Genomic DNA, 17336 nt, shown 5'->3' with positions numbered 1-17336 from the left:
CTACCGAAGGCGATCATTTCACAGGTCGTTGACACACTGTCCTAGTGAAAGCTGCGTGGCTGGTCTGGGGTGTAGGCGTCTTCGCATACATCGTCGCCGTCCTGCACCGCACCGCGTTCGGGGTGGCAGGACTGAACGCGGCCGATCGGTTCTCGGTCAGCCCGTCGCTGCTGTCGTCGTTCGTCGTTCTTCAGGTCGTCGTCTACGCCGCGATGCAGATTCCTGCCGGTGTGGTGCTCGATCGCGTCGGTTCACGCAAGATGATCGCGCTCGGTGCTCTGTTGATGACGATTGCGCAGATCACGCTCGCGCTGACGGAGTCGCTTCCGGTGGCGGTCGCCGCACGGGCGCTCGTCGGGGTGGGCGATGCGTTGACCTTCATTTCGGTGCTGCGACTCGTCCCGCGGTGGTTCGCTCCGCGGCAGGTTCCTATCGTCTCGCAGCTGACTGGTTTGCTCGGTCAGACCGGTCAGATTCTGTCGGCGGTGCCGTTCTTGATGTTGCTCGACGGGCCGGGCTGGACGTTTGCGTTCGGCAGTGCCGCGTCGCTCGGTTTACTTGCGTTCGTCCTGGCATTGGCGCTGATACGCGATGTGCCGCCAGGATCGGAGGTCGTCGAGCCGTCGACCTCGATGCGCGAGACTCTCGCCACGATCGGGCAGGTGTGGCGCCGCCCGGGCACTCGTCTCGGTTTCTTCAGCCATATGGGGACGCAGTTCTCCATCACCGTTTTCGCTTTGTTGTGGGGGATTCCCTACTTGACTTCGGGACAGGGTCTGTCTGCATCGACCGCGGGTGTGTTGCTGTCCATCTCGGTGTTCTCGGCCGTCGTGTCCGGTTTACTTCTCGGATTTCTGACGGGCCGGTACCCGATGCGGCGGTCGTGGCTGGTGTTGGCCATCATGATCAGCAATGCCGTGATGTGGGCGATCGTTCTTGCTCTACCGGGGCCGGCGCCACTGTGGTTGCTGGTGATGCTCGTCGTCGTCATTTCGGTCGGGGGACCGGGGTCGGTCATCGGATTCGACTACGCCCGTACGTTCAATCCGAGCGCCAATCTCGGCACTGCCCAGGGAATGGTGAACATTGGTGGATTCCTGGCTTCGCTGCTCGTGATCGCGTCCATCGGAGCGATTCTGCAAGCGAACGGCGGGTACACCTTCGACGCGTTCCGGTTGGCGTTTCTCGCGCAGTATCCGGTGTGGGTGGTTGCGATCACCGGAGTCCTGCTGACGCGTCGTAAAACTCGACGGCAGTTGGCAGTGGAAGGGATCCATCCGCGCACGATGCGGGAGATTTTCCAGTCGCGTCGAAAATCGTAACTAGACGCCGCGGTGGCAGGGTTGCGCGTCTGACAAATCGGATTGCAATCTCGCGTTCCCGAGAGCATGCTGGTGTTCCCAATTTACTTGTGTGTTGCAAGCAAACATATCGTAAAGGTGTAACCAAGCGGTGGTAACCGAACAAGAAGTGACGCAGCCCGCGTCCGGCGAACTCTCGCACCGTCAGATCATGACGATCCTGTCGGGGCTGATGATGGGGATGTTCCTCGCGGCGCTCGATCAGACGATCGTGTCGACGTCGGTCCGCACGATCGCCGACGACCTCAACGGATTCTCGGTACTCGCGTGGGTCACCACGGCGTACCTGATCACCTCGACGATTTCGACGCCGTTGTACGGAAAGCTTTCCGATCTCTACGGCCGTAAACCATTCTTCATGACGGCGATTTCCATCTTCGTCATCGGCTCGATGCTGTGCGGTATTTCGACGTCGATGTACGAGCTCGCGGCATTCCGGGCAGTTCAGGGCCTCGGCGCCGGTGGGCTGATGTCGATGGCGCTCGCCATCATCGGGGACATCGTTCCGCCGCGTGAGCGCGCGAAGTACCAGGGCTACTTTCTTGCCGTGTTCGGTACTTCGAGTGTGCTCGGTCCCGTCATCGGTGGTCTGCTTGCCGGCCAATCCACGATTCTCGGCATCACGGGTTGGCGGTGGGTGTTCTATATCAACGTCCCGCTCGGCATCATCGCGCTTGTCGTCGTGTGGCGCGTGCTGAACCTTCCGGTGTTCCGACGCGAGGCACGCGTCGACTGGTGGGGCGCGCTCCTGTTGGCGGTCGGTCTTGTCCCGTTGCTCATCATCGCCGAGCAGGGCCGGGTGTGGGGTTGGACTTCGCCGCTCGCGTTGATGTGTTTTGCGATCGGTGTCGTGGGCGTCCTCGCATTCGTTTTCGTGGAAGTGAAGATGGGCGACGACGCGCTCATCCCGATGCGCTTTTTCCGCAATCGATTGTTCGCATTGTGTATCGCGGTCAGTGTCATCGCTGGTGCGGCAATGTTCGGTGGCATTTCGCTATTGCCGCAGTATTTGCAGGTCGTCAAGGGATCGTCGCCGACGCTCGCCGGCTATCAGACGCTTCCGATGGTGGGGGCTCTCATGATTTCGTCGATCGTGTCGGGGCGCATGATTTCGAAAACTGGCCGCTACAAGATCTTTCCGGTAGTTGGCACAGCACTGATGGCGATCGGAATGTTCCTCTTCCACTATGTGCACGCGGATACTCCGCTGTGGCAGACCATGCTGATCATGGCGTTGTTCGGTATCGGTCTCGGTTCCATGATGCAACCGCTGACATTGGCAATTCAGAATGCGATGCCGCCCAAGGACATGGGAGTGTCGACAGCGGCTGCGACCTTCTTCCGCCAGATCGGTGCGACGCTCGGCGTCGCGGTCTTCCTGTCGATGCTGTTCACACAGCTCACACCGAAGACCACTGACGCACTGGTCGCGGCCAGTACGACGCCGGAGTTCCAGCAGGCCGTCCAATCGGCGTCGACGAGTGCGGACCCGCTGGAGAAGGGCTTCGCCGACGCCATCATTGCTCAGGACTCGTCGATCGCCGGCAGTGCATTGGTCGACAGTTCGTTCATGCAAAAGCTCGACAGCGCGCTGGCCGAACCTTTCCGTGTCGGATTCTCCGATGCCATGGACTATGTCTTCCTGGCCGTCTCCATCCTGATGGTCATCGGATTCGTGCTGGTCATCTTCGTCAAGGAGGTTCCGCTGCGGACGATGTCCGGCCTCGCAGCTGCCCAGCAGGAACGCGACGAAGCTGCGAAGGACGAAGCTGAGAAGGACGAAGCTGCGAAGGACGAAGCTGAGAAGGACGAAGCTGCGAAGGGCGAAGCTGCCGGGGGTGAGGCGGCGAAGGTCGAGGCTGCAAGAGCAGGCAGGGATCTTTAACGAAAGCTGCGCCGGGGAAAGTACTGCGCTGGGGAAGTGGCCCGCTAGAAAAGTGCGGCCTACACGCAAAGTGCTGCGCTGACGATCTCTGCGGTGAGCGATCGCTATCCAAGATGCGGCACTGCCCGGCTCGGTCGAGCAGGGCACTACCCGGCTCGGTCGAGCAAAGTTCGGAGCATGACTCGAGCAGCTACGCAGGCAGATCGATCCCTCGGAACACTCTCAGGTCCCTCGTAACTTTCGATGGTTACGAGGGACCTCCTGTTCCACATTTCAAAACGGCGCGGGGCCATCTGCATCCTCCGCGTTCCCACGAGTCCAGGGATTCCCTGGACGGTTGGGACCGCTGATGCTCGCGGCACTTTCATTGCTGCGCGCTGAGTCGAGGTGGCCTCCGCTGTGCCGGCCCGATTGGGCGGCCTGGCACTCGGTGAACGGTGTGCCCGGTCCGTCAGGTCCGGCGAGCTCGGTTGCCGTCTTGTTCGTGCTCGCAGGCTGGCGGCGGCATTGGGGGTGTCGCTTGCGTGGAATGGGGTAGCAGGCGGCAGTCGGACAGATCGGTCGTCCCGACTGTGCCCCCAGGCAGAGTGATCGCTGTCGAACCGGAACTCGAAGTCCAGTAGTCGATGCCCCGCGAGAGCATGACAGGAACCCAGACGCCCATTGTCTTGAGCATGTGGTGATAGCGGCAGAGGCAATGCAGATTGGTCAGTACCGTCCATCCGCCGTGTTTCGGGTCGTAGTGACGATAGGGCACCACATGGTCGATTTCGCAGGCTGCGGCCGGAACGTCACATCCCGGATGCCGGCAGGTGCGATCCCGCTGTCGAACGCATTTCGCCAGTTCGCTACTCGGGCGATAAGTGAGCGCACCGTCGGGTGGTTCGAGGAATCCGCCGTGACCATCGGGGTGCAGAGCCTCAGCCCGTGCTGGCTCAGCTGCAACAGCCTCTTCGATGTGCGCTACCAGCGTGTAGGACCCGGAGTAATCGGTAGCGGACTCAGTTGCGTTCGGCGCTGTGGTGCACTGCTGTGGCTTTGCCGGACGCTTCGGAAGGGTGAGTCCGCGCCTGCGGCGTCCATGACCCAACGGATTGAGCACAGTGTGCTTACCGAGATTGACTCCAGTCCCAGTCCCAGTCCCAGTCCCAGTCCCGGTGCCAGTGCCAGTGCCTGCGGAGTCGCCGGGCCCGTCACTCTCGGCACCTGCACCTGCACCTGCACCTGCACCTGCACCTGCACCTGCACCCATCCGCGCGTCACCCTCGCCACGCTCTGACCGAACATCGAGGCCCTGATCAGGGATCACGTCTACTAGACCGAGCGATGCGGCGAGATCGGCCGCTTCGGTCAGCAGTAGCTGCCAGTCTCCGTTTGCAGCAAGTTCGCGGGCATAGTCCGCATCGATCAATCCGTGCCCTGCGAGGTACCCGGGTAGGTCGGCGAGTCCAGCAAGGGTCGGTAGATCGATCGTCACTGTGGTCAGTGGGCTACGGCGGTCAGGCAATTCCCGTCGGGCGGTGCACGGATTGTCTTCGTCCTGTTCGCACGTGCACGAAACAAATGTCTCTTGATGCATGAGCGCCACGTACGCGGCCGCGAGTCGCTGGCCACGAGTGCGCGGATCACGGCGGCACAGAGTGTTCGCCATTTCGTTGACCAGTTGCCAGCACGCCGCGGCGTCACCTGCTTCGAGGTCTGCCTCGATGGTGGCGATCATGTCTCTGTCGCGGTATCGAACGCGGGTGAGCTTGACGAGATCCTTGCGAAGCGCAGCCGCCTCCTCCGGTGCAACGCGCTGCACGATTTCACAGATCTCGGTGGCGAGTGGCCCGGGGGAGAGGCGGCGCGCTGCGTGGAGAATTTCGGACTCGATGCGGACGGCAACTTCGAGTGAGAGTGGGTTGGTGTTTCGATAGATCGCCCGAACCCGCGCGAGATCCAACTCGCCGGCGTCGAATGCTGCTCTGACCCTGGGCAATCGGAGTCGGAGATCCATACCGATCTCTGCATAAGTGTCCGCCACAGCCTTGGAACATCCCAGCGCCCTCGCTGTCTCCGATGCCGCATAGCTCCCGGCATCCATGATCACCTCACCGACCTGCACGTTCTGGTGAATGCACGAATCCCAGATCGACGCTGCGAGCCGAACTTTGCGTGCGCAGGCCTGGTTCTCGATCACCGCTGCGTCGGAGAGCTTCTGAAGCGATGATCGATCGATGACTGGCTTCGGCTGCGGACCTATGTACGAAGCGAATGCACTTCTGCGACTCGAACTCATGAATCGAAGCCCCCCGGCAAGTCGATGTTAGAACGTATGTTCGATACTATCGCCTCCTGGGCTGCCCGTCAAGGGTTGGCTTCGCCGATTCGCTTGTAGTGCAGTCGAATACAAAATTCGAGTGCATACACCATGCCGTCAACATCCCGGCCCGAAGCCCTCTGGCCTGCGGTCGGCCAGCTCGCGGCGTGTTGGGCGCCCTGTGGCTCTGGGGTCAGCCCCTGTGCTGCAGTCGCACCCTTTGGCGGTTCGGCTACCCCGACCAGTCCGACGGTGTCGAGTTCGATCGCCGGATCGTTCAGAACCCGCTCGCAGGCGAGCTAGGGATGCTTCGCGGCAAGGGTGGACCGCCAACGCGCGCCCGCGCGAACGGCCGACGACGACAACGCAACCGTGGGCATGGTTGTCCCTGCGGTCTGCCAGTCTGGGCTCTGCGTAAGCGCTCTCTCGTCCTCCGGCCGAGCTCGACGGTTCCTCTCCGGACAACCCCTCGCGTCCTGCGGCCAGCTCGACGCGGTGCCCACTCCCGGGGTCGATGGCATGGAAGTGCTCGCTCGACGATTGACACCCCCTGACCGCCGGAGGGTCGACAACAATTAACAAGCAAGCGTGCTTGCTTTTTTATCGATCAGGTGTGAAACTTCCTCCATGGCCGACCTCGACTCGATCGTCGATGACCTCCGCGCCGAGGGTGATGCGCTCGACGCTCTCGTTGCTGGACTGACACAAGACCAGTGGGCGACGCTCACACCAGCACCGGGATGGACCGTTGCGCATCAGATCGCGCATCTGTCCTGGACCGACAATGTTGCCGAACGCACCACCGCGGGGGCGTCGGGGGATGCGATCGCTGCCGCAGAGTTCGATGGCGTGCTGAAGGCTGCATGGTCCGATCCCGCTGGTTTCGTCGACAGCGCCGCAGCGGAGGAGGCCAGCAATTCTGAACTCCTCGAGCTCTGGCGCACCCGCAGGCATGCGATGACCGACGCACTGAAACGTGTCCCGTCGGGTGTCAAGATTCCGTGGTTCGGACCGCCCATGAGCGCTGCTTCGATGGCAACGGCTCGCCTCATGGAAACCTGGGCTCACGGCCAGGATGTCGCCGACGCACTCGGTATCACCCGCGAGCCGACCGAGCGCATCGAAGCTGTCGCACACATCGGCGTCCGTACCCGCGATTTTGCATATGTGGTCAACCAACAGACTCCGCCGTCCGAGCCGTTCCGAGTCGAGCTGACCTCCCCCTTGGGTGAGCTGTGGACCTGGGGCCCCGGTGACGCTGCTCAACGCGTCACCGGCTCGGCGGTGGATTTTTGTCTGCTGGTGACGCAGCGGGCGCACCCGGAGAATCTCGACATCGAAGCCGTCGGACCGGACGCTCAGCACTGGCTGACCATCGCTCAAGCCTTCGCAGGCCCTCCAGGACCAGGACGAACCAAACAATGACAGTCAGAATCGGCAACTGTTCCGGCTTCTACGGCGACCGACTCTCGGCGATGCGTGAGATGCTCGAGGGCGGCGAACTCGACTATCTCACCGGCGATTACCTCGCGGAGCTGACGATGCTCATCCTGGGCCGTGATCGGGCGAAGGATCAGTCTCGCGGTTACGCAAAGACTTTCCTCCGCCAGGCCGAGGACTGCCTGGGGCTCGCGCTCGACAAGGGCGTCAAAATCGTCTCGAATGCTGGTGGCCTCAACCCGAGTGGCCTGGTCGAGGCACTCGACAAGCTCGGCACCGGCGCCGAAATCGCCTATGTGCACGGCGACGACTTGCTACCGCGGGCCCAAGAACTCGGCCTCGGTAGCCCGCTCACCGCCAATGCGTACCTCGGGGCCTGGGGTATCGTCGAGGCGCTGAACGCGGGTGCCGACGTCGTCGTCACCGGGCGTGTCACCGACGCTTCCGTTATCGTCGGACCAGCCGCCGCCCACTTCGGTTGGAGCAGAACCGATTACGACGCTCTCGCCGGAGCGGTTGTTGCCGGGCACATCATCGAATGCGGTACGCAGGCTACCGGTGGCAACTACTCGTTCTTCACCGAGATCGCGGATATGTCGCGGCCAGGATTCCCGATTGCCGAGATCGAGGCGGACGGATCGTCTGTCATCACCAAACACGAAGGCACCTCGGGTGCGGTGAGCGTCGGTACCGTCACAGCTCAACTGCTGTACGAGATCACCGGTGGCCGCTACGCGAACCCCGATGCCACAGCTCGAATCGACACAGCGTCGGTGTCACAGGTCGGAGCCGATCGAGTGCTGGTCAGCGGCGTGAAAGGCGAAGCGCCCCCGCCCACTGCCAAGGTGTCTCTCAACGCACTCGGCGGATTCCGCAACGAGTTCACCCTGATCCTGACCGGCCTCGACATCGAGGCCAAAGCCGCACTGGCGCAGCAGCAGTTCGAGTCCTGGCTTCCGTCGCGGCCGACCGAACTCGACTGGACGCTCGTGCGCACCGACAAGCCCGACGCCGAGACCGAGGAAACCGCGAGTGCCCTGCTCCGGTGCGTCGTTCGCGACAGCGATCCGAATGTTGTCGAGCGGCAGTTCTCCTCGGTGGCGGTCGAGCTGGCACTGGCCAGCTATCCGGGGCTTTCGGTGACGGCACCTCCCGGGAACGGAGCGCCGTACGGCGTGTTCACCGCCGGCTATGTGCCGATCGGCGAAGTGCCACATGTGGTCGTACTACCGGACGGGACGCAACGGGGGATCGAACCCGCGACCGAGACGCTCGAACTCGAACCGTTGACCGAACCAGACCTACCACCGGTGAGAGAGACGGAACCGACCATCCGCGTTCCACTCGGCACCATTGCCGCCGCACGCAGCGGAGACAAGGGTGGAAATGCGAACGTCGGCGTCTGGGTTCGCACGGACGACGAATTTGCTTGGCTGGCTCACGCTTTGACGGTCGAGCAGGTCGCACTCATGCTGCCGGAGACCGCGGATCTCGTCGTCACCAGACACGTTCTTCCGAAACTGCGGGCCGTCAACTTCGTCATCGAAGGAATCCTCGGAGAAGGCGTTGCGTCGCAGGCTCGTTTCGATCCACAGGCCAAGGGGCTCGGTGAATGGCTGCGTTCGCGCCACATCGACATTCCCGAAACTCTCGTCTTCACAGGGACACTCTCATGACGATATGGAATACTCCCGAGCGCGAGCAACTCCGAAAGACCGTGCGTAGCTTCGTCGAACACGACATAGTGCCGTACCTGAACGATTGGGAAGCAGCGGGGGAGCTACCCCGCGAGCTCCATCGGAAAGCTGCGGCACTCGGTTTGCTCGGCGCAGGTTTCCCGGAGAGTGTGGGTGGTGAGGGCGGGGACTTCGCCGACGCCGTCGTCATCTGCGAGGAAATCCACCAGGCCGGTGCCTCTGGTGGATTGTTCGCATCGTTGTTCACCGGTGGAATCGCGCTGCCGCATCTGGTGGCCGCAGGCGACACCGAGCAGATCGACAGGTGGGTTCGACCGACCCTCGCCGGCGAGAAAATCGGTTCGCTGGCCATCACCGAACCCGGTGGCGGCTCCGACGTCGGGCATCTGCGGACCAAGGCCGTGAAAGACGGTGACCACTATGTCGTCAACGGCGCCAAAACGTACATCACCTCGGGCTGCCGCGCGGACTTCGTCGTCACGGCGGTGCGTACCGGCGGCGACGGGGCAGCGGGGGTGTCGCTACTCGTGATCGAGAAGGACACACCAGGTTTCGAGGTGACGAGCAAACTCGAGAAGATGGGCTGGCGTGCCTCCGACACCGCGGAGCTGTCGTTCACCGACGCCCGAGTGCCGGTGGGCAATCTCGTCGGGGCCGAGAACTCCGGTTTCGCGCAGATTGCGCAGGCCTTCCTCACCGAACGTATCGCTCTCGCCGCGCAGGCGTACTCCAGCGCCCAACGCTGCTTGGATCTGACTCTGCAGTGGGTCCGCGATCGTGAAACTTTCGGCAAACCGCTCATCGCCAGGCAGTCCGTGCAGAACACGGTCACCGAGATGGCGCGCAAGATCGACGTTGCGCGGGTGTACACGCATTATCTCGTGGAGCAGTCCCTCGAATCGAGCAACGACTTCATCGCCGAGGTGTGTTTCGCGAAGAACACTGCCGTCGAGGCCGGTGAGTGGGTGGCCAACCAGGCAGTTCAGCTGTTCGGCGGCCTGGGCTACATGTGCGAAAGCGAAGTCGAGCGGCAATACCGCGACATGCGCATCCTCGGCATCGGCGGCGGCACGACCGAAATTCTGACAGGACTTGCAGCAAAACGATTGGGGTATCAGGCATGAGCGTGCTGAAGTCCACTCTCGACACTGCCTCCGCGCAGTACGTCGAGGCAACCGAGGCGATGAACACCAAACTCGCCGAGATCGATGTCGAGCACACCAAGGCTCTGCTCGGCGGAGGCGAGAAGTACATCGAGCGTCATCGGGGGCGCGGCAAACTCCTTGCCCGCGAACGCATCGAGTTACTCGTCGACGAGGACTCGGCGTTCCTCGAACTATGCCCACTTGCTGCCTGGGGCAGCGACTTTCCGGTCGGCGCCAGCACGGTGGTGGGCATCGGCGTCGTCTGCGGCATCGAATGCCTGATCGTGGCAAACGATCCGACGGTCCGCGGCGGTGCCAGCAACCCGTGGACGTTGAAGAAGGGGTTCCGCGCCAACGACATCGCTATGCAGAACCGTCTGCCGGTCATCTCGCTCGTCGAGTCCGGTGGCGCCGATCTGCCGACGCAGAAGGAAGTTTTCATTCCTGGCGGCCGCATGTTCCGTGACCTCACACAACTGTCGGCTGCGGGCATCCCCACCATCGCCCTCGTTTTCGGTAACTCCACCGCGGGTGGTGCGTACATTCCCGGCCTCTCTGACCACGTGGTCATGATCAAGGAACAGTCCAAGGTATTCCTGGCCGGACCCCCGCTGGTGAAGATGGCCACCGGTGAGGAATCCGACGACGAGTCACTCGGAGGTGCCGAAATGCATGCCCGAAAGTCCGGTCTCGCAGACTATTTCGCCGTCGATGAGCAGGACGCCATTCGCATCGGTCGCAGTATCGTCGAGCGTTTGAACTGGAAGAAACAGGGCCCGGAACCGCGCGCCGACGTCATCGAACCCCTCGCTGATCCCGAAGAACTCCTCGGCATAGTTCCCACCGACCTGAAGATTCCGTTCGATCCGCGCGAGGTCATCGCTCGCATCGTCGACGGTTCCGATTTCGACGAGTTCAAGCCGATGTACGGGTCTTCGCTCGTTACCGGCTGGGCCGAACTACACGGCTACCCGATCGGCATTCTCGCCAACGCGCGAGGCGTCCTGTTCAGTGAGGAATCGCAGAAGGCGACACAGTTCATCCAGCTCGCCAACCGCTCGAACACACCACTTCTCTTCCTGCACAACACCACCGGCTACATGGTCGGCAAGGAGTACGAGGAAGGCGGCATGATCAAGCACGGTTCGATGATGATCAACGCCGTCTCCAACTCCACTGTCCCGCACATCTCCATCCTGCTGGGCGCGTCGTACGGTGCGGGTCACTACGGCATGTGTGGGCGGGCCTTCGACCCACGCTTTCTGTTCGCCTGGCCGTCGAGCAAGTCCGCGGTCATGGGCGGTGCCCAACTCGCCGGTGTCATCTCCATCGTCGGACGTGCTGCTGCCGAAGGTCGCGGCCAGGTGTTCGACGAAGCAGCAGACGCCGGCATGCGCGCGATGATCGAGAAGCAGATCGACGCGGAGTCGCTGCCACTGTTCCTCTCCGGTCGCCTGTACGACGACGGAGTGATCGACCCCCGTGACACCCGTACGGTAGTGGGAATGTGCCTCTCGGCCATCGCCTCTGCCCCGATCGAAGGCACCGCGAACTTCGGTGTCTTCCGGATGTGACGCATATGACTGTCAACTCGATCCTGGTCGCCAACCGCGGCGAAATCGCGCGACGCGTCTTCGCTTCCTGCCGTCGCGAGGGCATCGACACCGTTGCCGTCTTCTCCGACGCCGACGCGGATTCTCCGCACGTGCGGGAAGCCGACACCGCGGTACGTTTGCCCGGAAATTCCTCGGCCGAGACGTACCTGCGCGGCGAACTCGTCATCGCAGCAGCGATCCGAGCCGGCGCCGACGCTGTCCACCCCGGTTACGGGTTCCTTTCCGAGAATGCGGAATTCGCGCAGCAGGTGCAGGACGCGGGTTTGATCTGGATCGGACCGCCGGCCGAGGCCATCGAACTGATGGGCAGCAAGGTCGAGTCCAAGAAGATGATGGCCGACGCCGGGGTGCCGGTGCTGACGCAGCTCGATCCGGCGGCGATCGGCGAGGACGAGCTCCCGGTTCTCGTCAAGGCATCTGCGGGTGGCGGCGGACGAGGCATGCGGATCGTGCGTGAACTTGCCGCGCTGCATGCAGAAATCGAAGCGGCACAGCGGGAAGCATTGTCGGCATTCGGTGACTCGACGGTGTTCTGCGAGCGATACATCGAAACCGGTCGCCACATCGAGGTACAGGTCATGGCCGACCGTCAGGGCAACGTGTGGACGGTCGGCGAGCGAGAGTGCTCGCTGCAGCGTCGACACCAGAAGGTCGTGGAGGAAGCGCCGTCGCCACTCGTCGAGCGGGTCCCTGGTATGCGCCAGCGGCTCTTCGACGCGGCCCGCTTGGCCACCGAGGCCATCCGGTACGAGGGAGCCGGAACCGTCGAATTCCTGGCGGACGAGAGTGGGAACTTCTTCTTTCTCGAGATGAACACTCGCCTTCAGGTGGAGCATCCCGTCACCGAATGTACGACGGGGTTGGATCTGGTTGCGTTGCAGATCCACGTTGCCGGAGGCGGTTCGTTGCCAGCAGATCAGCCTGTCGCCGTGGGCCATTCGATCGAAGTTCGGCTCTATGCGGAGGACCCGTCGCAGGATTGGCAACCACAGAGTGGGCCGGTTCATCGGTTCGAGATTCCGGGTGCGCACTTCGCGGTTCTCGAGAAGGCAGGTATCAGGGTCGATTCGGGTATCGAGAGTGGCACTGTCGTCGGCGTTCATTACGATCCGATGCTGGCCAAGGTCATCTCTTATGCACCTACCCGTGAGCAGGCTTCGAAGCTGCTGGCGAAAGCATTGCAGAATGCGCAGATTCACGGATTGAAGACCAACCGGGACCTCCTGGTCAATGTCCTGCGTCATCCGGCTTTCGTGGCGGGGGACACCGACACGGCGTTCTTCGACACCCATGGGCTCGATACGCTCGCTCGTCCGATAGGAGGCGTCCATGCAGTGCAGCTGTCGGCACTCGCTGCTGCGCTTGCCGATGCAGCCGCCAATCGCAGGACGGCACGTGTCGACAAGGGGCTGCCGAGCGGGTGGCGCAACCTTCCATCCCAGCCGCAGCGCAAGTCTTACCGAACCGATGCCTCGTTGTGTGGGGTCGAGTCCGGTGACATCACCGTCGAATACACCCTCGGCCGGTACGGGCTCACGACAACCCTGGACGGCGTCGGGTTGGTGTCCAGTTCGCCTACGCGAGTAGTGCTCGACGAGAACGGTATTCGTCGCTTCTTCGACGTCGCACGATACGGCGTCGACATCTTCGTCGACTCTTCCCTCGGGCCCGTTCGGTTGGTCAGGACACCGCGCTTCACCGACCCGAGCGAGGAGGTGGCGGCGGGATCGCTGCTTGCTCCGATGCCGGGCAACGTCGTTCGCGTCGGCGCGGCAGCAGGTGACACGGTGACGGCCGGTCAGCCGATTCTGTGGCTCGAAGCGATGAAGATGGAACACACGGTGACCGCTCCAGCGGCGGGTGTACTCACCGAGCTGAATGTCGAAGTGGGACAGCAGGTAGAAGTCGGTGCCTTACTCGCCGTGGTCACCGAGGCAGTAGTCACCGAAGCAGTAGTCACCGAAGCAGTAGTCACCGAAGCAGTAGTGAGTGAAGAGGAGAACACATGAGCTTCATCGAAACCGAGGAGCAGAAGGCGCTGCGTACTGCAGTATCTTCTCTCGGCAAGCGCTTCAACTACATCGACTACGTGCTCCCCAAAGCGCGGCGTGGTGAACCGCTGACCGAATTGTGGAACGAAGCAGGCAAGCTCGGGTTCCTGGGGGTGAATCTTCCCGAGGAGTACGGCGGTGGTGGAGCAGGCATCTACGAGCTCGCGCTCGTGCAGGAAGAACTCTCTGCCCATGGTGCAGGTTTGCTCCTGGTTGTGGTGAGCCCCGCGATATGCGGCACCATCATCGGTAAGTACGGCACCGAGGACCAGAAGCAGACGTGGTTGACCGCGCTTGCCGACGGGTCGAAGATCATGGCCTTCGGGATCACCGAGCCCGACGCCGGATCGAACTCGCATCAGATCACGACCACGGCCAGAAGAGATGGCGAAGACTGGATCGTCAACGGCAGCAAGATCTATATCTCCGGGGTCGATCAGGCCGATGCCGTGCTCATCGTCGCCAGGACGGAAGACAGCAAGAGCGGCAAGCTGAAGCCGGCGCTGTTCGTCGTGCCGACGGACGCCGAGGGATTCCAGAAGACTCGGATGCAGATGGACATCATCGAGCCGGACCACCAGTTCACGTTGTTCCTCGATGATGTTCGGTTGCCGGCCGACGCCCTCGTCGGTGAAGCCGATGCCGCGCTCATGCAACTGTTCGCCGGGCTCAATCCCGAACGCATCCTCGGTGCCGCGATGGCGGTCGGCATGGGGCGCTACGCACTCGACGCCGCGGTGAAGTACGCCAATCAACGCACGGTGTGGAAGACGCCGATCGGTGCGCATCAGGGTTTGGCGCATCCGCTCGCGCAGGTCAAGATCGAGCTCGAGCTCGCCAAGCTGATGATGCAGAAAGCCGCAGTTCTCTACGACAGCGGTGACGATTTCGGTGCTGCGGAGGCCGCGAACATGGCCAAGTACGCAGCAGCAGAGGCGAGCATCAAAGCGCTCGATCAGGCCATTCAGACCCACGGCGGCGCGGGCCTGACCGAGGAGTACGGACTGGCTTCGATGCTCGGCGCCGTTCGTATCGGCCGTGTTGCGCCGGTCAGCCGCGAGATGATCCTGAACTTCGTCTCGCAGCATTCGCTGGGCTTGCCGAGGTCGTACTGATGGCAGTGCAGGTTCACACCGCGGATGCAGTGACCACGCTGACCCTGGACACACCGCACAATCGAAACGCGTTGTCCACCGTCCTGGTGGACGAGCTCACCGCCGGACTCGTCGATGCAGGCAAGGACCCTGCTATTCGTGCGGTCGTACTCGCGCACACGGGCAACACCTTCTGCGCCGGAGCCGACATGTCCGAGGCCGGTGGTTCGGTCGAGGGCAGAACCGCCCAGATGCTGGGGTTACTACGGTTGATCCTCGAGACACCCAAGCCGGTCATCGGAAAGATCGACGGCCATGTGCGCGCAGGAGGAATGGGGCTCGTCGGTGCCTGTGACATCGTCGTGGCCGGGCCCGGCAGTACGTTTGCGCTGACCGAGGCCCGCCTCGGGCTCGCGCCGTCCGTCATCTCGCTCACTGTCCTTCCTCGACTCGGTTCGCGGGCAGCGAGCCGATACTTTCTGACCGGTGAGAAGTTCGGGGCCCACGAAGCCGAGGCCATCGGGTTGATCAGTGCAGCAAGTTCGGATCCGGCGTCGACGATCGCGGAACTTGTCGCAACGATTTCTCAGGCGTCACCGCAAGGGCTGGCGGAGTCGAAATGGTTGACCACCGCCCCGATACTCGCCGAATTCGATCTTCGCGGAGAGGTTCTCGCCGCACATTCGGCCAGGCTGTTCGAATCGGAGGAGGCGCGAGAAGGGATGATGGCCTTTCTGCACAAGCGTCCACCGAGTTGGGCGATACCGAACACAGGGAAGAAGTAGTAAAGATGGCGTCGCCGCGTGAACCCAAGCAGGACCGAAGTAGGGCCACGCGGTTGCGGTTGCTCGAAGCAACGATCGACTCACTCGCCGAGCAGGGCTGGGGCAGCACCACGGTAGCCGTCGTGGCAGAACGAGCAGGGGTGTCCCGCGGTGCCACCCAACACCACTTCCCGACGCGTGAAGACCTGATCACCGCGGCCCTCGAGTACATGTTCGATACCCGAATGGAGCACGCCGGACGCGAATCGGTGGCCCTGCCGATCGGGCCGGCCCGAACCGAGGCCGTGGTGGATCGGCTGGTGAACTATTACACCGGCCCACTTTTCAAGGCAGCGTTGCAGGTGTGGACCGCGGCTGCCGCGGATCCGGAGATGCGCGCAAGGGTCTTGCCACTCGAGGAGAAGTTCGGTCGCGTCGCACATCGCACTGCCGTCGCGCATCTCGGCGCCGATGATCGCGATCCTCAGACCCACCGGTTGGTACAGGCGACGCTCGACTTGGCCCGCGGCTTGGGGTTGGCCGATGTGCTCAGCGACGACTCGCGACGCCGCGCCGAGATCGTTCGGGCCTGGTCCGGCGTGCTCGACGCGTCCCTACGGATTCGCCAGGACGACACGGCCTCCGTCCATACATGAGGGTCGATTCTCGGAGTATGTCCTTCGGCGAACGCTTCAGTAGAGTCCTGGGCATGCGGGGGAGAGTGGCCATCGGCGTGGCAGTGTGCGGCATGCTGCTGGCCGGCTGCGGAACCGGTGACGACGCTGCCCCGTCGAGCCAGGATTCGGTAGAGGCCTCCGCCGGCGAGTCCGGACCGTTCTTCGGCCAGTGCGGTTCGGTCGCGGACGAGGAAGTGCGTGGAGCGTTCGCGGTGACGGCGTTCACGATGATCACCCGTAACTCGGTGGGATGCGAGTGGGAGGTTGCGGGTTTCTCCGGGCCGTCGGTCAGCTTCTCCTGGTATCGGGGCAGCCCCATCGACAGGGAGCGGTCCGGATCGGAATTGATCGGCAGGCCGGCCGAGGACATCGAGATCGACGGGCACCCCGGATTCTCCGCCGCCACGGAGGGCTCTCTGTGCGAAGTCGGCGTGCAATTCGGCAAGGACTTCATACATTGGTCGGTCTCGTACGGGGATATGCGACCGTCGGCCGATCCGTGCGGTGTCGCCGAGCAACTCGCGTCCCTGACGGTGGAGAGGGCCCAATGAAGAGAGCGTTGATTCTGGCGACAGCCCTCCTGCTCGCCGGCTGCAGCACAACGGTGCAGGGGACTCCGCGGGCGGCAAGTTTCGACGGCTCGGGAGGCGGGGATCTGCCCAACCTGCTGACCGAATGCGATTGGGTTCTCGACGACCAGATCGCGGCAACCGTCGGCGGCGACGCCATCGCCCGTGGATTCTTCGGAGCCATCTGCCGCTGGGACGTCAGTGGACCCAACGGCATCGTGAAGGTGACATCCAACTGGTTCGAGAACGGATCGTTGGCCATCGAACGCAAAACCAACGAGAAGATGATGTACAGCGTTACCGACATTTCGGTGAAGGGACGCAACGCAATTCGCAGCCAGCCACCCCAGGATCCCGACTCGTGCGGTGTCACAGCAGGCGGGCCCGACGCAGGCATCGTCGGGTGGTGGGTTCAGTACCTGCCAGGGTCGGGCCATCCGGACCCTTGTGCGGCAGCGACCGAGTTGATGGAACTGACTCTCGACCTGAGTCAGTAGATGTCCAAGCCCAGCCGGTAGCACAGCGGGGGTCGTTTTGACCCGAGGCAACGCCGCCGGGTATCGTAATGCGTCGTGTCCGGCATGCCCGGGCCGTCTGTGTGCCTATGCGAGGTACAGCCGTGCTCATGTTCGGATTTCGAGCAAGCGATACGGCTGCCGTGTGGGGGTATGCGACACACCCGACCGCGGGGTGCAAGAGACCCGCGGAGGTAGTAAGGGTGAGGAGCAGTGTTCT

General features: G+C 62.8%; 13 protein-coding genes and 1 pseudogene. 13 read left to right on the top strand and 1 reads right to left on the bottom strand.

Going from position 1 to position 17336, the window contains the following annotated elements:
- Nucleotides 1–44 precede the first annotated feature (44 nt).
- The 3 genes and pseudogenes from BJD99_RS07145 (at nucleotide 45) to BJD99_RS21500 (ending at nucleotide 3328) form a co-directional block, all read left to right on the top strand.
- Nucleotides 45–1322, top strand: a complete 1278-nt coding sequence (locus BJD99_RS07145; protein WP_084346110.1) for a nitrate/nitrite transporter — start codon at nucleotides 45–47, stop codon at nucleotides 1320–1322.
- Nucleotides 1323–1512: 190 nt separating this feature from the next.
- Nucleotides 1513–3114, top strand: a pseudogene (locus BJD99_RS07140) (MDR family MFS transporter); the annotation flags it as partial.
- A complete protein-coding gene (locus BJD99_RS21500; RefSeq protein ID WP_373270524.1) occupies nucleotides 3092–3328 on the top strand; it encodes a pentapeptide repeat-containing protein in 237 nt (78 codons plus the stop codon). The pseudogene BJD99_RS07140 and the gene BJD99_RS21500, both read left to right, overlap by 23 nt.
- A 369-nt stretch (nucleotides 3329–3697) precedes the next feature.
- Here the strand turns inward: BJD99_RS21500 and BJD99_RS07135 are convergent, their stop codons facing one another.
- Complete coding sequence (locus BJD99_RS07135; protein WP_084346109.1) at nucleotides 3698–5527, bottom strand: HNH endonuclease signature motif containing protein; 1830 nt, start codon at nucleotides 5525–5527, stop codon at nucleotides 3698–3700.
- Between the two features lie 648 nt (nucleotides 5528–6175).
- Here BJD99_RS07135 and BJD99_RS07130 point away from each other — a divergent pair.
- From BJD99_RS07130 to BJD99_RS07085, 10 genes are read left to right on the top strand one after another with little or no spacing between them, the layout of a single operon-like run.
- On the top strand, nucleotides 6176–6973 hold the full coding sequence (locus BJD99_RS07130) for a TIGR03084 family metal-binding protein (RefSeq protein ID WP_084346108.1): 798 nt from the start codon (nucleotides 6176–6178) through the stop codon (nucleotides 6971–6973).
- A complete protein-coding gene (locus tag BJD99_RS07125; RefSeq protein WP_084346107.1) occupies nucleotides 6970–8664 on the top strand; it encodes an acyclic terpene utilization AtuA family protein in 1695 nt (564 codons plus the stop codon). Before BJD99_RS07130 ends, BJD99_RS07125 begins: the two co-directional genes overlap by 4 nt.
- Nucleotides 8661–9809 (top strand): acyl-CoA dehydrogenase family protein, encoded by a 1149-nt coding sequence (locus BJD99_RS07120; RefSeq protein WP_084346106.1) that lies wholly within the window; start codon nucleotides 8661–8663, stop codon nucleotides 9807–9809. The genes BJD99_RS07125 and BJD99_RS07120 overlap by 4 nt, the downstream gene beginning before the upstream one ends.
- Nucleotides 9806–11404 carry an acyl-CoA carboxylase subunit beta gene (locus tag BJD99_RS07115; protein WP_084346105.1) on the top strand — a complete coding sequence of 533 codons (1599 nt, stop codon included), beginning with the start codon at nucleotides 9806–9808 and terminating at the stop codon, nucleotides 11402–11404. Before BJD99_RS07120 ends, BJD99_RS07115 begins: the two co-directional genes overlap by 4 nt.
- Before the next feature lie 5 nt (nucleotides 11405–11409).
- Nucleotides 11410–13455 carry a biotin carboxylase N-terminal domain-containing protein gene (locus BJD99_RS07110; RefSeq protein ID WP_084346367.1) on the top strand — a complete coding sequence of 682 codons (2046 nt, stop codon included), beginning with the start codon at nucleotides 11410–11412 and terminating at the stop codon, nucleotides 13453–13455.
- The gene (locus BJD99_RS07105; RefSeq protein WP_084346104.1) at nucleotides 13452–14612 is read left to right on the top strand and encodes an acyl-CoA dehydrogenase family protein; all 1161 of its coding nucleotides are present in this window, start codon (nucleotides 13452–13454) and stop codon (nucleotides 14610–14612) included. Before BJD99_RS07110 ends, BJD99_RS07105 begins: the two co-directional genes overlap by 4 nt.
- Nucleotides 14612–15376 (top strand): enoyl-CoA hydratase family protein, encoded by a 765-nt coding sequence (locus BJD99_RS07100; RefSeq protein ID WP_084346103.1) that lies wholly within the window; start codon nucleotides 14612–14614, stop codon nucleotides 15374–15376. The genes BJD99_RS07105 and BJD99_RS07100 overlap by 1 nt, the downstream gene beginning before the upstream one ends.
- A gap of 5 nt (nucleotides 15377–15381) precedes the next feature.
- On the top strand, nucleotides 15382–16011 hold the full coding sequence (locus BJD99_RS07095) for a TetR/AcrR family transcriptional regulator (protein WP_084346102.1): 630 nt from the start codon (nucleotides 15382–15384) through the stop codon (nucleotides 16009–16011).
- Between the two features lie 53 nt (nucleotides 16012–16064).
- A complete protein-coding gene (locus tag BJD99_RS07090; RefSeq protein WP_084346366.1) occupies nucleotides 16065–16583 on the top strand; it encodes a DUF3558 domain-containing protein in 519 nt (172 codons plus the stop codon).
- Nucleotides 16580–17098 (top strand): DUF3558 domain-containing protein, encoded by a 519-nt coding sequence (locus tag BJD99_RS07085; protein ID WP_084346101.1) that lies wholly within the window; start codon nucleotides 16580–16582, stop codon nucleotides 17096–17098. The genes BJD99_RS07090 and BJD99_RS07085 overlap by 4 nt, the downstream gene beginning before the upstream one ends.
- Nucleotides 17099–17336 lie beyond the last annotated feature (238 nt).

Origin of the sequence: Rhodococcus sp. 1163, from assembly GCF_002091985.1 — a bacterium.
Classification (GTDB): Bacteria; Actinomycetota; Actinomycetes; order Mycobacteriales; family Mycobacteriaceae; genus Rhodococcoides.
This window is presented reverse-complemented; position numbering and strand designations above follow the sequence as displayed.